Annotated in this window: 12 protein-coding genes; 5 read left to right on the top strand and 7 right to left on the bottom strand. The window is 54.3% G+C overall.

What is annotated here, in order from left to right; translation table 11 throughout:
• The first annotated feature begins 247 nt into the window (after window positions 1–247).
• The 5 genes from DCC81_RS18545 to DCC81_RS18525 all read left to right on the top strand — a co-directional run bounded on the left by DCC81_RS18545 (window position 248) and on the right by DCC81_RS18525 (window position 6,487).
• A complete protein-coding gene (locus DCC81_RS18545) occupies window positions 248–1,504 on the top strand; it encodes a TolC family protein (RefSeq protein ID WP_108688064.1) in 1,257 nt (418 codons plus the stop codon).
• A 5-nt stretch (window positions 1,505–1,509) separates the two neighbouring features.
• The gene (locus tag DCC81_RS18540) at window positions 1,510–2,523 is read left to right on the top strand and encodes an efflux RND transporter periplasmic adaptor subunit (RefSeq protein ID WP_108688318.1); all 1,014 of its coding nucleotides are present in this window, start codon (window positions 1,510–1,512) and stop codon (window positions 2,521–2,523) included.
• Window positions 2,524–2,544: 21 nt separating this feature from the next.
• Window positions 2,545–2,844, top strand: coding sequence for a DUF190 domain-containing protein (locus DCC81_RS18535; RefSeq protein WP_108688063.1), 300 nt, complete (start codon window positions 2,545–2,547; stop codon window positions 2,842–2,844).
• Between the two features lie 3 nt (window positions 2,845–2,847).
• Window positions 2,848–6,015 carry an efflux RND transporter permease subunit gene (locus tag DCC81_RS18530; RefSeq protein ID WP_108688062.1) on the top strand — a complete coding sequence of 1,056 codons (3,168 nt, stop codon included), beginning with the start codon at window positions 2,848–2,850 and terminating at the stop codon, window positions 6,013–6,015.
• Window positions 6,016–6,106: 91 nt separating this feature from the next.
• Window positions 6,107–6,487 (top strand): DUF2750 domain-containing protein, encoded by a 381-nt coding sequence (locus DCC81_RS18525; RefSeq protein WP_108688061.1) that lies wholly within the window; start codon window positions 6,107–6,109, stop codon window positions 6,485–6,487.
• A 73-nt stretch (window positions 6,488–6,560) separates the two neighbouring features.
• On the opposite strand, the gene DCC81_RS18520 is transcribed toward DCC81_RS18525, so the two are convergent.
• The 7 genes from DCC81_RS18520 to DCC81_RS18490 form a co-directional block, all read right to left on the bottom strand.
• Window positions 6,561–8,540, bottom strand: a complete 1,980-nt coding sequence (locus DCC81_RS18520) for a M1 family metallopeptidase (RefSeq protein ID WP_108688060.1) — start codon at window positions 8,538–8,540, stop codon at window positions 6,561–6,563.
• A 144-nt stretch (window positions 8,541–8,684) separates the two neighbouring features.
• The gene (locus DCC81_RS18515) at window positions 8,685–9,806 is read right to left on the bottom strand and encodes a zinc finger domain-containing protein (protein ID WP_108688059.1); all 1,122 of its coding nucleotides are present in this window, start codon (window positions 9,804–9,806) and stop codon (window positions 8,685–8,687) included.
• A 98-nt stretch (window positions 9,807–9,904) separates the two neighbouring features.
• Window positions 9,905–11,023 carry an SPFH domain-containing protein gene (locus DCC81_RS18510; RefSeq protein ID WP_108688058.1) on the bottom strand — a complete coding sequence of 373 codons (1,119 nt, stop codon included), beginning with the start codon at window positions 11,021–11,023 and terminating at the stop codon, window positions 9,905–9,907.
• 61 nt (window positions 11,024–11,084) lie between these two features.
• Window positions 11,085–12,026, bottom strand: coding sequence for a TolB family protein (locus DCC81_RS18505; RefSeq protein ID WP_108688057.1), 942 nt, complete (start codon window positions 12,024–12,026; stop codon window positions 11,085–11,087).
• A 48-nt stretch (window positions 12,027–12,074) separates the two neighbouring features.
• The gene (locus tag DCC81_RS18500) at window positions 12,075–12,752 is read right to left on the bottom strand and encodes an HAD family hydrolase (RefSeq protein ID WP_108688056.1); all 678 of its coding nucleotides are present in this window, start codon (window positions 12,750–12,752) and stop codon (window positions 12,075–12,077) included.
• A gap of 53 nt (window positions 12,753–12,805) precedes the next feature.
• Window positions 12,806–13,765 carry a transketolase family protein gene (locus DCC81_RS18495; protein WP_108688055.1) on the bottom strand — a complete coding sequence of 320 codons (960 nt, stop codon included), beginning with the start codon at window positions 13,763–13,765 and terminating at the stop codon, window positions 12,806–12,808.
• 23 nt (window positions 13,766–13,788) lie between these two features.
• Window positions 13,789–14,628 (bottom strand): transketolase, encoded by an 840-nt coding sequence (locus DCC81_RS18490; protein WP_108688054.1) that lies wholly within the window; start codon window positions 14,626–14,628, stop codon window positions 13,789–13,791.
• Window positions 14,629–14,678: the final 50 nt, after the last annotated feature.

Genomic DNA, 14,678 nt, shown 5'->3' with positions numbered 1-14,678 from the left:
CATTGGGGGAAATGGGGTGCGCAATCGTTTGAGTGGTATTTTTTCCGTAACTTTTCCCCACCTGTTACTGTAGCATCCACCTGCTATGCATTTACTGGCCATAAAACCACCCTTATGACTGTCGTGGCATGCTCAATTTAAGACCGCTATAATACTTTTTTAAGCCCTTTTTAAGGGGTGCGGATTGCGCCCCGGCAATATTAAGGGTAGCTTTGTTCTCCATTTAATTTCAGAACCAAAACGTACAATGCAAATCCGGGTATCCTACTTACTGGGTGCTGCTATGCTGTTACTGGCCAATTTGCCGTTGTCTGCCCAGACAATTTATACCCTGCAAAAAGCCCTGCAAACGGCCAAAGCCACCAACCCAGTGCTCAAGACGCAAAGCTTCGATGTACATATTGCCGAAAGCGATATCACCACCGCCAGGCTGCGGCCCAATCCGAACCTTAGTAACCAGACCTTGCAGCAGCTGGACAAATACGCACCTAACACCAGCTGGTCCAGCGGCTATAACCGCCAGACCCTCTGGCAGCTGGCCAAGCCTATCCAATGGCCCAACCAGCGCAAGTACCGCATCGACGTGGCTAACCAGGGCTTCAACGTATCCCAGAAGAACTACGCGGAAGTGGAACGCAACCTCTTCCTGGAAGTGGGCAGCAAGTGGCTGGACGTATGGACCGCCCAGCGCCAGCTGGAACTGTTGAAGATTGCCAACACCAACGTGGACAGCCTTGTGGCCATCAACAAACTGCGCCAGGAAAAACAGGTGATCACCACCACCGACCTGTACCGCACCCAGTTACTCAGCAACCAGTACCGCCTGCAGATCATCAATGCACAGCAGGTATACGACAACGAGTTGAAGAACCTGAAGCTCTTACTGGGCGTGGCCGACAGCGTAGCGGTGGACACTACGGACACCTTTGCAGCCATTGACCATAACGCCAATGCAGATGCCCTGCTGCAACAGGCCATCAGTAACCGCAGCGACCTGCAACTGGCCAACGCCGCCCTGACCGCCAGCGCCAGCAACGTACAGTTCCAGAAGTCACTGGCCGTGCCCCAGCCACTGGTAGGCGTGATCTACAACCCGCAGAATAAAATTCAATACGTGGGCATCACCGCCGCCATAGACCTCCCCTTCTGGAACCGCAACCAGGGCGAGATCCGTAAGTCGCAATACATGCAGCAACAATCCACCCAGAACGTACAGGCCATCCAGCAACAGATCAATACCGAGGTACAAACTGCCTACAACAGCTTTGTGACCCAGCAGCGCAACCTGGAAAACTTTGCCCAGGTGCTGAACCAGTCTGAGGCCATCCTGAGCAGCGTGCGCTATGCCTACCTGAAAGGTGGCACCACCATCGTGGACTACCTGGAGGCGCAACGCAGCTGGCTGGAAACCCGCCAGGGCTATTATGACACCGTGGATGCTTACCGCAAGGCTTATATCCAACTTTTATTCGCGACCGGATTGATTAACCAATTAGCTCAATAATGCACATGAAACGCATCTTTTATATATGCTCCGCCCTTGCCGTGCTGGCAGCCTGCAAGGAACAGCCAAAGAACACCACCGCCGTAACGGCCTTCGTTCGCCCGGAGATCCGCGACAGCGGCCGGGTGATCTCTTTCCCGCAGGATACCGCCACCCTCTCGTTCTTCCAGACAGAAATCCTGGGGATGGACAGTGTATCTGCCAACTTTACGGCACCTGCCCACGTGGCCGCCACCGTGGTGCCTTCCACGGAAAACACCGGCCATAACCTGGTCCTGTTTGACGACGAAGCACTTACTACCAGCTACACGGCCCTGATCCAACACCAGATCGCGATCAACCAGATCTCCAATGTGAACATCCGCCAGAAACAGATCGACTATGACCGCCTGAAAGACCTGGCGGAACATGGCGCCGCCACCGGCAAGGATGTACTGGATGCGCAAACGGCACTGGCCATGGAGCGTACTAATTTGCAGAACGAACGCGCCGGTATCATTGACCAGGAAGCCAAGCTGAAAGAGGCCGGCTTTGACCCACACACCCTGCTCAACGCAAAAGCAGGCCAGGTGTGGATCACCTGCGATGTACCGGAAAGCCAGCTGAATAAACTGAAAGTAGGTGGTGTGGCCAGTGTGCACTTCACCTCCTTCCCGGATGAAACCTTCCAGGGCCGCATTGAATCTTTTGGCGATGTAGTGGATGACGTAACCCGCATGGTGAAAATGCGCATCTCCCTCAACAACAGCCAGAACCGCTTCAAGGCCGGCATGTTCGCTTCCGTATCCTTTGGCTTGAGCGAAGGCAAGCTGCTGAGCATTCCCCAATCTTCTATTGTAACCGTGCAGGGCAGGAACTACGCTTTTGTACAGGATTCTGTGAACGTGTTTGAACGCCGCGAGATCATCAGCGGGCAGCAGATCGGGGAGCGCATCGTGATCTTCAACGGCCTGCAACCCGGCGACAAGGTAGTGACCAAAGGCGCCATACAATTGAAAGGCTTATCATTCGGCTATTAATAAAAACCCCTATTGAACACTATGTTACAGGCACAGATCTACATTGATAAAGATGAACTGCGGGGCATGCAGCCCCTGTACCAGTTCATCATGCATTTCCTGCTGGAACAAAATGCAGCGGGAGCTACGGCTTTCCGCGGGCAATGGGGTTTTGGCGCAGGCCACCGGCTGAAAAGACCGGACCGCATCTTCTCTTTTGATGAACCACCTATGCTCATCACCTTTATTGACGAGGATGAGAAAGTAAAGCAGATCATAACCGAATTAAGAAAACACTACAAGGGTGGACTCATTGTCACCAACAAAGTAGAGCAATGGTAAAGCATGATTAGGAATATTCTCATACAAGCACTCAATACCCGCTGGGCAGTGATTGCCGGTGCAGTGGTGTTAATGATAGGCGGTATCATCTGCTTTAAGCTGATGAAGATCGAAGCTTATCCCGACATCGCGGATACCAACGTGATCGTGATAGCGCCTTATGAAGGCCGCGCCGCCGAAGAAGTGGAACAACAGGTGACTGTGCCGCTGGAACGCGCCCTCAACACCGTACCCAATGTAACTTCCCGCCGCAGCCGCACCATCTTTGGCCTTAGCCTGGTGCAGCTCAACTTTGAAGATGGCGTAAGTGATTACTTTGCACGCGCCCAGGTAAATGAACACCTGGCCACCGCGGAACTGCCGGATGGTGTAGTGCCCCAACTGGGCCCCCTCACCTCCGCTGTGGGCGAGATCTTCCGTTATGTAGTGGAAGCCCCACCCACCTATACCCCCATGCAATTGCGTGACCTGCAGGACTGGGTCATACGCCCCTACCTGTTGCAAACCCCGGGTGTGGCAGATATTGTAACCTTTGGCGGCCCGGTGAAGCAATACCATGTGCTTACCTCCCCGGATAAACTGCGCAAATACAACCTCACCCTCCAGCAACTGATGGACGCCGTGTCCAAGAACAACCAGAACACGGGCGGCAACATCGTGGAACGCGGTGGGCAAGGCTTTGCCGTGCGCGGCCTCGGTGCATTGAAAAGCACGCAGGACCTTGAAAGCATCGTAGTGTCCAATGTGAATGGCGTGCCGGTATACGTGCGGGATGTAGCCAGCGTGGAAGTGAACCCGCCGCCTCCCCAGGGCATCCTGGGCTATACCAATGCCAGTGCCGGTGTGGATGAGAACAGCGGCGTGGAAGGTATCATCTCCATGCGCCGCGGCGAGAACCCCACCGAAGTACTGAAGGCCATGACGCAGAAGATGCAGGACCTGCAGGCCAATGAACTGCCCAAGGATGTGCACCTGCGCGTAGTGTACGACCGCAGCACGCTGGTGAATTATACCCTTACCACGGTATCACATACACTGTTTGAGGGCATCAGCATCGTGGTGATCATCCTCATCCTGTTCCTGGGCAACATCCGCTCTGCACTGGTAGTGGCACTCACCATCCCGTTCTCCCTGCTGTTTGCCTTTATCCTCATGCGCCTCACCGGTGTACCGGCAAACCTGCTGTCGCTGGGTGCGATCGACTTTGGTATTATCGTAGATGGCGCGTGCGTAATGGCGGCGCATCTTATTCATAAGTTCAAGCATGCCACACCGGAAGAACGGTCTGAAGGCATCGTGAAACTTACACTGAATGCCGCCCAGGAAGTAGGCCGTGAGATATTCTTCTCTGTAACCATCATCATCCTGGCTTACCTGCCCATCCTTACCATGCAGCGCGTGGAAGGCAAGCTCTTCTCCCCCATGGCCATCACCCTGGCCTTTGCGGTAGTAGGCTCCATGATCGCGGCGCTCACCATCATTCCCGTGCTCATCTCTTTTGCCTATAAAAAAGAACTGCTGAAAACGGAAGACCATCACCATAAAAAGCCCGGCTTCTTTGCCCGGTTTAACCTGCTGGCATGGCTGGAAAAGAAATACGCGATCCTGGTAGAGAAAGTATTGACCAGGGCCAAACCCGTTACCATCATTGGTTTTGCCATCGTATTCATTCTCCTGGGCCTGGGTAGTAAAGTAGGTACAGAGTTCCTGCCGGCGCTGGACGAAGGCTCCATTTTCATGCGCTCCTTCCTGCCCGCGGGTACCAATATCCACGAGAACCAGAAGATAGCGCCCATCATCCGGCACATCGCCGCCAGCCACCCGCAGATTGAAACGGTGATCACCCAGAGTGGCCGTAACGATGATGGCACGGACCCCTTCCCGAGCAACCGTACGGAGATCCTGATGATGCTCAAAGATTACAGCGGATGGGTACATGATACCACCAAAGCAGAACTGGTGCAGACCATCAAGAACCAGCTGCAGCGGGCCTTACCAGGCGCCCAGCTTTCCTTTGGCCAGCCTATCATTGACCAGGTAACAGAGATCGTGAACGGCTCTGCCGCCGACCTGGCCATTGAAATTTCCGGCGATGACCTGATCTACATGCGTAAAGTGGCCGATTCCATCGTGAACATTGTGCGGGTAATACCCGGTGCTACGGAAACGGGCATTGAACAGGAGGGCCAGCAGGACCAGCTCTCCATCAAAATAGACCGCCAGGCCGCTGCCCGCTACGGTATTAACGTGGCAGATATCCAGACCATGGTGGAAGCAGCCATTGGTGGCAAACAGGTATCCGACCTGTACGACGGCACCAAGAAATACGACGTGATCGTGCGCTATTACCCGCAGGCGCGTAATAATATTGACGTGATCCGCTCCCTGCAGGTACCCACACCCGGCGGGGCCCTTATTCCCATGAACCAGCTGGCAGACATCCAGCTCACCCCCGGCCAGACCAACATCTACCGCGGCGACGGCAAACGCCTGCTCACGGTGAAGACAAACATCCGTGGGCGCGACCAGGGTGGCTTTGTGGCTGAGGCACAAAAGAAAGTAGGGGCCGCCATTCACATGCCCCAGGGCTACACAATTGCCTATGGCGGCCAGTTTGAGAACCTGGAACGCGCCAGTAAGCAGCTGGCCATTGCCATCCCGCTCACGGTGCTGATCGTGCTGCTGGTGCTCTTCATCCTGTTCCGCAACATCCGCTATGCACTGATGACCTTTGCCTGCATTTTCTTTGCGCTGGCAGGCGGGATCTCCGCACTGCTGATCCGTGGGTATAACTTCAACGTATCGGCCGGTGTGGGCTTTGTATCGCTGTTTGGCATTTCTGTAATGGCAGGGGTACTGCTCATTTCTTCGTATAACCGTGAGCGTGAGATGTTCCCCCGCGAGGACCTGCGCACGGTGGTGTCCCGTGCATCTTCCCAGCAACTGCGGGCGGTGATGATGATGCTGATCGTGGCCATCATTGGCCTGATCCCGGCGGCAAAGTCGTCCGGCATTGGGTCTGATGTGCAGCGTCCGCTGGCTACGGTGATCATCGGTGGGTTGACCACTACCCTGTTGTTTACGCCCTTCCTGCTGCCGCCATTCTATTACTGGATGGAGAAGCGTAAGCTGGAAAAGGCCGCCAGGCAAGCGCCTCCGGCTACTGAATAGGACACTTTTTAGTGAGAACTGTATATTGCGAAAAAGCGCACGCTATGATGGCGTGCGCTTTTTTTCGTATGTTAGCCGCAAATTACAACAGATGATAGACCAGGAAGAAATAGATGCCCTGCTTGCCGCCTCCGCGCTGGACCGTGTGGAGTATTGCATAGAACAGATCGTGGAAGAAGATGCGTTATGGGTACTGGGCACTGCGGAGGGGTTTACCATGTTCACCCAGGAAGACCAGGCGGTGTTTCCCGTGTGGCCTTACCAGGCGTTTGCTGAATTGCTGCGCACGGGTGATGAGAAGCCGGAATCCATAGCGCTGGAGCGTTTCCTGCAGCATTACCTGCCTATGTTCAGGGAGCAGCAATATAAGATCGCTATCATGCCACTGCCTACCGGGAAAGGTGTGGTAGTGAGCCCGCATGATTTTGCGGAGTATATTAAGGTGGCGCAGGATGCGAAGGATGATTATTAGTTCTCACCCGCTATAAAAAAGAGAAAGGCTGTTCATACAAAATGAACAGCCTTTCTCTTTTATTACCTTTTGCTTACTGTACCGCAGGCGCAGTCCAGGTATTATTAGATATTTTTGAATCCGGGAGTTGATGATCCGGGTCCAGGGTTACAGACTGGATCTCATCACCAGTCCATTTGTATGAGAATACTTCATTGCGCATCCAGATGTCTACCGGCAGTTTCACGCGGGTTACGGCGCCGTTCTTGGTCTTTATATCCATGATAACCGGCATGGCCGCGGGTTCCAGGTTTTCCAGGTAGATCACGGTTGCTTTCAGGCGGTCATTGTAACGCACGTCGTTCACGGCCTGGTCCAGTTTGCAGGTGCTGTAGAACCATTCTCTCCAGAACCAGTTCAGGTCTTCCCCGGCCACATTTTCAATGCTGCGGAAAAAGTCATCCGGCTGAGGATGTTTGAATGCCCAGCGCTCCACGTAGGTGCGGAAAGCACGGTCAAAACGTTCGGGGCCCAGGATCACGTTCCGCAGCAAATTAAGCCCTGTAGCGGGTTTGAAGTAACAAAGCACGCCAATGTTGCGTTCTTTCATCGCATCCGGCATGGTCATTACCGGTTCAAAAATAGGGCTGCTGAACATGCCTGCACGGGCGGTGATATTTTCCGGTTTTACGTTCCAGAAATTGTTGTTATACCCTTCGGTGGCCAGGCCATTGATAAAGGTATTGAAACCCTCATCCATCCAGGCATACAGTCTTTCATTGCTGCCTACGATCATGGGGAACCAGGTATGGCCAAATTCGTGGTCGGTCACATCCCACAGCTCGCGGTCGCGGGCAGTGTAACCGCAGAACACGATGCCGGGATATTCCATACCGCTCACATTGCCGGCCACATTGCTGGCAGCGGGGTAAGGATATTCAAACCATTTTTTGGAATTGAATTCAATGGAGGCTTTCGCGTATTTAGCAGCATTGCTCCAGCCATTGGCCACGTTACTTTCTACCGGGTAGGCTGCAATGGACAATGACTTTTTACCGCTGGGCAGGTTAATGCGGCAGGCATCTACGATAAATGCGGGGGAGGCACCCCAGGCCACATCGCGGCTGTTCTTGATCTGGAAATGCCAGGTCAGTTCTTTCTTAGCCGGGCGCGATGCCGGGTTGGTCACCTCTGCTGCGCCGCGGATGGTCACGGTGCTGTCGCTTTTCTTAGCGGCTTCCCAGCGTTTTACCTGCTCGGGGGTGTATACTTCCGCTGCGTTGAGCAGCTCACCGGAGCACACTACAATGTTGCGCGCAGGTGCGGTGATCTTTACATCATAATTGCCATATTCCAGGTAGAACTCGCCGGGGCCATTGTAAGGCTTGGTATTCCAGCCCAGCACATCATCGTATACGCATACCCGTGGGAACCACTGTGCAATGGAAAACACTTTGCCATTGGCAGTTTTCAGGATACCGTTACGGTCAGAGCCGTGCTCCGGGGTGGTAAAGCTGTATTCGATCTTCACCTGCAGCTTGCCGCCATTGGCTGCCAGCGCTGTGGGCAAAAATATCTGTATGCGCGTATCGTTCACCATGTACTCCGCCTCCGTTGTTTTGCCGGTAGCAGGATTTACGATCTTAATGGATTTGAATTTATAACCGCCGTCAAATATTTCACCGCGGGTATCATAGCGGCTGGCATTAGCCCCCAGGATGGCGGCGCCACGGGAGTCGTTGCGGAACAGGTTCTCATCGGCCTGCATCCAGATGAAGGACAGCTTATCCGGGCTGTTATTCACATAGGTCATTACTTCACTACCGGTGATCTCGTTGGTGCTGTCGTTCAGCGTGGCGCTGAGTTGGTAGTCTGCACTGTTCTGCCAGTACTTGCTGCCCGGAGCGCCGCTGGCAGAGCGGGTGTCCGTACCGTTCTTGGTGTAGAACAGGGGGCTGAACAACGCCTTGTAATCGTAATGATTGACGGGCTTACCAGTGTCGGCCGGGGCTTGCGCCATTACCGGCAACCCTGCACAGAAGGCCAGGATGCCGGACAGAATTGTACACTTCATCGTATTGGTTTAGATTATCTGATTGATGGTCCCTTGTGGATTATACAGTATAAACGGGTTGGTCCGCCTCAAGATAATAACAAAAAGCCGGATGTTATCGCAGTGGGGATCATTGGCCGTAATCAAGGATAACTGGCGCAGCGGTCAGCTGTGCTGGGTCATCATCACAATGGCGATGATAAGCGCCAGGATGGCCAGTACCAGCAGCGCGATCTTCATGGCGCTGTAAGGCCGTTCACCCGCCACCTCGCCCGTGCAGGCATTCACCACTACGTGATACAGTTTGTTGTTATACCGGTAAGCGCTGATCCACACCGGCAGCAGGATGTACTTCAGCCCCAGGTTATGATAGTTCACATCGTAAGTATCAATATGCTGCTCATCCCCGCCAATATCGCCACAGATGGAACTGCGGATCTCCCCGTCCATACGGCGTTTGGCAATGCCCAATGCTTCCGGTGCGGCGATGGTATAGGTTTCAGAGCGGAAGCCGCTGAGAAAGCGTTCATCAAAAGCACTCAGGTCCTGCAGGCGCCAGGGTTCCAGCTTTTCAGACAGTTTTTCCGGCAGGGATGGACTGGCAGATACCAGCACATCCTGGAAATCGCAATCCACGTATCCGGAAACATTGGACCAGCGGGTCTCTCTTTCCTCGTACGTTTCCGTGTGGGAGTCGCCATTGCTGTCTGTTACTGTGCGGGTACGGGTTACATAATAATAATCGCCACGCTGGCCCGTGTAGGTGGTATGGGTATCGGTATCAAAACTCCAGTAAGGAATGTAAAGCCCTTTCAATTGCTGGGAGGAGGTGTTGTTCACCTTCTTCACCAGGTCAGACGGGGCAAACCAAAGCTTGCCCAGCCAGGTGCGGAAATGACCGTAGGCATCCTGTTGCTTTACGGCAAATGGCAGCACATAGTGTGGCTTGGGAAGGGTCATGTCCTTTGCCTGCGCGATAACCAGCGGTGAGGCGCAGAAAGGGCATGCGTCTGATGTAACGTTGGGCAGCAAGGTAGTAGAAGCCCCGCAGTTGCTGCATTTCACCACCTTGGCGGCCTGGCCGTTCTGGGGTGTTATGGCGCTGGCAATGTAAGTATCATAATCTACCGGGGCAATGGCCACGGCTTCCACTTCAATTTTATTGACCGCACCACAATACTCGCAGGTAAGGCTGGAAGTGCCGGGGGCGTAATGCAGGGCTGCACCGCAATTGGAGCACTTGAGGGTGTTGTGGAGGGTGTCCGCTGTTTTCTCTTCAAAAGGCATTGGAAGCAAATACAAAGGGTGACGTAGTACCTGTTGCTAACAGGCGTGCGCAGCCTTTGCAGACTGCGCACGAAAGCTATTATTGTTCCGGTCAATGATCAAGGCAAGGGAGGCGGCATATTGGCCAGTATACCAGCCAGTTCCGGCAGTGCGCCGGCGGGCGACCATGCGGCCAGGCCGGCTTTCCATACCAGGGTTTGTGGGTTCAACTGGCCGGCGGTGACCATCTGCTGCAGGGCAGCCAGGTCAAACGGGCCTTGCTGCTGGCCATTCACCGCTACAAAAATCTGCGCGGTGGAGGGTAAGGGCGGCGGGGCAGCGGCACCAGGAGCCGGGGTGTTGCCGGGGAACTGGTTCTGCTGGAACACATTGCCCATCTGGCCGGCCATGGAGGCACCCAGGCCTGCACCAAAACCGGCGCCTACCAGGCCGCCGCCATTGGGATTCTTGGCGGCATCGCCCATGGCATTGGCAGCCTGGAACTGCGCATAAGCGCCCAGGTTACCAATAATGCCCATGCTGGAACGCTTGTCCAGCGCGGCTTCCACTTCTTCCGGCAGGGAAATGTTCTCGATGAGGAATTTGGTAAGATCGAGGCCCAGCTCATTGAACTCAGGGCTGATCTTGGTGGTGATGAGTCTTGATACTTCATCATATTGGGAGGCCAGGTCCAGGGCAGGGATCTTTGCTTCCGCAATGGCATCCATACCACGGCTCACGGCCAGGTTACGCAGTTGTTCATTGATCTCATCCACCGTGAATTCGGGATTGGTAGCGGCGATCTCTTTCAGGAAAATGCCGGCATCCTTCACGCGGAAGGCGTAGCTGCCAAACGCCCGCAGGCGGATGGGACCAAACTCGGCATCGCGCAGCATCACGGGGTTCTTGGTGCCCCATTTCTGGTTGGTGAACTGGCGGGTGCTTACAAAGAACACGTCCGCTTTAAAAGGACTATTGAAACCATACTTCCAGCCCTGCAGGGTGGCCAGTATAGGCATGTTCTGGGTGGTGAGGGTATACATCCCGGGCTGGAACACATCCGCGATCTTACCTTCGTTAATGAACACCGCTACCTGCGACTCTCGTACAGTGAGCTTGGCATTCATTTTAATTTCATTCTGGAAACGGGGGAACTTCCACACCAGGACGTCCTGGCTATTATCCACCCATTCAATAATGTCAATAAACTCGTTCCTCAGTTTGTCAAATAAACTCATTTGGCGGGGATTTTATTGGATTGAAATTACAGGAAATTCCGGTAAGTGCGATGCGTATTTATCACAACACCCTGTACTTCACAAACGCAATCATCTTCCCATCCGGGCTCCAACTCGGTACATTGATCGTCCCCTGACCGCCAAAGAACACCGGCGTAAGATCCCTTACCGTATGCTCCTTCAGATCATACAACCGCAGCTTCACCTGCTTCCCAAACGGATGGTCTCCATGCTGGCGCTCCAGGTACGTGATCACTACAAACTGGCTTCCATCCGGTGAAAGGTGCGCAAACCAGTTGTCATACCCATCCGCCAGTACCGGTTCCTGCCCGCTCCCATCCGGGTGCATGCGCCAGATCTGCATGGTGCTGTCGCGGTAAGCACAATAGTAGATGTACTGCCCGTCGGGACTGTATTCCGGGCCGTCATCCAGGCCGGCGTTGTCTGTGAGGCGCCTTTCTGTACCACCGTTTGCGGGAATCGTATATACATCAAAGTTACCATTGCGCTCCGCGCAGTAAGCCAGCGTTTGTCCGTCGGGGCTCCAGCCGTGCCAGTAAGATGGCCCGGTGGGTGTTATGCGGCGCGGTGCACCACCACAGGAAGGAATAATGGAGATCACAGAAGCGCCTTTCACACCGGCGCTATCGGGTATAAAATGGGAAATAGCGAGGTAATCGCCTTCCGGGGAAAAGCCATGGTCATTGTTCACGTCATGGGCGCTGCCGGTGGGGATAGGGCACAGCAGGGAATTGGCCAGGGTCATCTTCTGTCCTTCCGGCCAGCGCAGTGTGTACAATTTTCCATCACTGTTCACCAATAAACAAACGCCACTCGGAGCCCAGTTAGGGGCTTCCAGGTGGCGTTTGCCTTTATAGACAGTGGAAATGCCGCCGGTGGTAAGGTCTACCACCTGCACGGTACTTTCCACGTTATCGCGGTATTGTGCCGTAGCGGCGGTGGCGGTAAGAAGCAACAGTGCGGCGGGGAGTAAACGTCTCATAGCATGGATTTGTATCCTTTAATTTACAACATCCATGCTAAAACCCGCTTACCGTTCCAGTAATTCCCGTATCGCCGGGTCATGGTAATCCTTTACAAATGCAAGGATGTTCGGGTACTGCGCAAACTCATGGGCTTCATGCAAAGTAGTAATGGCCACTGCCTTCATACCCGCATTCAGCGCGGCTTCCACGCCTTTGGGCGCGTCTTCAAACACGATGCATTTTGCAGGGGCCACGCCCAGCAGTTCCGCGCATTTGAGGAACACTTCCGGGTGGGGCTTGCTTTGCTTCACATCGTTGGCGCTTACAATTACGGGAAAGTATTCGCGCAGTTGCAGGTTGTCCAGCACAAAATCAATATTGAAGGGAATAGCCGCGGTGCCGATGGCCATTTTAATGCCCTTGCGCTGCGCTTCCGCCAGCACCGGTCCCAACCCGCTGATCAGCTGCAGGTGTGGCTTGTAGGCGGCCTGGTAGGCCCGTTCCTTATCCATCGCAATGGCATCCGCCTGTGCCTGCGTAAAGTGATCTTCTCCAAATACGCGGGCCAGCAGTTCTTCATTCTTGCCATACATCTGCTGCTTCACCTGTTCATCCGTCAGGTTGGCGTGCAGTTCATTATTCAGCACATTGGCCCAGGCAATGAGATGGAAGCCCATATCATCTATCATGGTACCGTTCATATCAAACAGGTAAGCTTCCGGTGTAAAGTCCAGTTGTAGCATGGTATCGGTTTAAAACAACAATGGGCCTTTGCGGGGCCCATTGTGTAAATGATCTATTTGCCTTTGCGCTGCAGCACCTTCTGTACTGCGGCTACGATGTGGGCATCGTCCAGGCCGTATTTTTTCATCAGTTGTTCGGGGGTGCCGCTCTCGCCAAAGCTGTCGTTCACCGCCACATATTCCTGGGGCACCGGGTCGTTCTTGACCAGCACCTGGGCTACGCTGTCGCCCAGGCCACCCAGGCGGTTATGCTCTTCAGCAGTGACCACGCAGCGGGTCTTGGCTACAGATTTCAGGATGGCTGCTTCGTCCAGCGGTTTGATGGTGTGGATGTTGATGATCTCTGCATCAATGCCCATTCCTTCCAGGATCTCGCCAGCTTTGATGGCTTCCCATACCAGGTGGCCGGTAGCGATGATGGTCACGTCTTTACCTTCGTTCACCATCCAGGCTTTGCCGATCTCAAATTGCTGGTCGGGGGCGGTGAAGATGGGCACTACCGGGCGGCCAAAACGCAGGTACACCGGGCCTTCATGTGCTGCAATGGCGATGGTGGCAGCCTTGGTCTGGTTGTAGTCGCAGGGATTGATCACGGTCATACCGGGCAGCATTTTCATCAGGCCCAGGTCTTCCAGGATCTGGTGGGTAGCACCATCTTCACCCAGGGTAAGGCCTGCATGGGATGCGCAGATCTTCACATTCTTGTTGGAATAGGCAACAGACTGGCGGATCTGGTCGTACACACGGCCGGTAGAGAAGTTAGCAAAAGTACCGGTAAAGGGAATGTGGCCGCCAATGGTCATACCGGCTGCAATGCCGATCATGTTGGCTTCCGCAATGCCTACCTGGGTAAAGCGCTCGGGGAACGCTTTGATGAAAGCATCCATTTTCAGGGAGCCGACCAGGTCAGCACAGAGTGCCACTACCTTCTCATTGCGCTGGCCCGCTTCCAGCAGCCCGGCACCAAAGCCGGAACGGGTATCTTTCTTTTCGGTGAAAGTGTATTTTTTCATTGTTGATGTGTTGAGTGGTGGTATTAATAATCCTTTTCCGTAGAGGTCAGCTGTGCCAGTGCGGCGGCCAGCTGCTCATCGTTGGGTGCAGCGCCGTGCCATTTGTGCGTACCCATCATGTAGTCTACGCCCTGGCCCATGTTGGTGTGCATCAGGATTACCACCGGCTTGCCTTTACCTGTGCGGGATTTGGCTTCTTCCAGGCCTTTCACCACGGATTCCATATCGTTGCCGTTCATCTCCATTACATCCCAGCCAAATGCTTCCCATTTGGCGTGCAGGTTGCCGAGCGACAATACTTTTTCAGTAGGGCCATCGATCTGCTGGCCGTTGTAGTCAACGGTGGCAATGAGGTTGTCTACCTTGTTGTGGGGAGCAAACATGGCGGCTTCCCAGATCTGGCCTTCCTGCAGTTCGCCATCGCCATGCAGTGAGAATACCAGGTTATGATCCTTGTTCAGTTTTTTAGAGAGGGCTGCGCCAATGGCTACAGACAGGCCCTGGCCCAGGGAGCCGGATGCCATGCGGATGCCGGGCAGGTGCTCGTGGGTGGTGGGGTGGCCCTGCAGGCGGCTGTTCAGCTTACGGAAAGTTCCCAGTTCTTCTACCGGGAAGTAACCGGCGCGGGCCAGCGTGGAGTAAAACACGGGGGAAATGTGGCCGTTGGAGAGGAAGAAGAGGTCTTCGCCAATACCGTCCATAGAGAAGCCAGGATTGCGCTTCATGATCTGGAAGTAAAGGGCTACGAAGAAATCCGCGCAACCCAGGGAACCGCCGGGGTGGCCGGACTGGGAGGCGTGCACCATGCGTACAATGTCGCGGCGCACTTGTGCAGCAATATTGCTTAACTGTTGAACATTCATGTAACTAGAAATTTTATCCCGGGCAGGACCTGCCGGAAAATACGGATGTG

This window comes from Chitinophaga parva (assembly GCF_003071345.1).
In the GTDB taxonomy this organism is placed as follows: domain Bacteria; phylum Bacteroidota; class Bacteroidia; order Chitinophagales; family Chitinophagaceae; genus Chitinophaga; species Chitinophaga parva.
This window is presented reverse-complemented; position numbering and strand designations above follow the sequence as displayed.

Excerpts from the sequence above, each read along its gene's own strand:
- DCC81_RS18505 (WP_108688057.1), bottom strand. The coding sequence starts at position 12,026 with ATGAGACGTTTACTCCCCGCCGCACTGTTGCTTCTTACCGCCACCGCC.
- DCC81_RS18490 (WP_108688054.1), bottom strand. The coding sequence starts at position 14,628 with ATGAATGTTCAACAGTTAAGCAATATTGCTGCACAAGTGCGCCGCGAC.
- DCC81_RS18515 (WP_108688059.1), bottom strand. The coding sequence starts at position 9,806 with ATGCCTTTTGAAGAGAAAACAGCGGACACCCTCCACAACACCCTCAAG.
- DCC81_RS18500 (WP_108688056.1), bottom strand. The coding sequence starts at position 12,752 with ATGCTACAACTGGACTTTACACCGGAAGCTTACCTGTTTGATATGAAC.
- DCC81_RS18530 (WP_108688062.1), top strand. The coding sequence starts at position 2,848 with ATGATTAGGAATATTCTCATACAAGCACTCAATACCCGCTGGGCAGTG.
- DCC81_RS18545 (WP_108688064.1), top strand. The coding sequence starts at position 248 with ATGCAAATCCGGGTATCCTACTTACTGGGTGCTGCTATGCTGTTACTG.
- DCC81_RS18520 (WP_108688060.1), bottom strand. The coding sequence starts at position 8,540 with ATGAAGTGTACAATTCTGTCCGGCATCCTGGCCTTCTGTGCAGGGTTG.
- DCC81_RS18525 (WP_108688061.1), top strand. The coding sequence starts at position 6,107 with ATGATAGACCAGGAAGAAATAGATGCCCTGCTTGCCGCCTCCGCGCTG.
- DCC81_RS18495 (WP_108688055.1), bottom strand. The coding sequence starts at position 13,765 with ATGAAAAAATACACTTTCACCGAAAAGAAAGATACCCGTTCCGGCTTT.
- DCC81_RS18540 (WP_108688318.1), top strand. The coding sequence starts at position 1,510 with ATGAAACGCATCTTTTATATATGCTCCGCCCTTGCCGTGCTGGCAGCC.
- DCC81_RS18510 (WP_108688058.1), bottom strand. The coding sequence starts at position 11,023 with ATGAGTTTATTTGACAAACTGAGGAACGAGTTTATTGACATTATTGAA.
- DCC81_RS18535 (WP_108688063.1), top strand. The coding sequence starts at position 2,545 with ATGTTACAGGCACAGATCTACATTGATAAAGATGAACTGCGGGGCATG.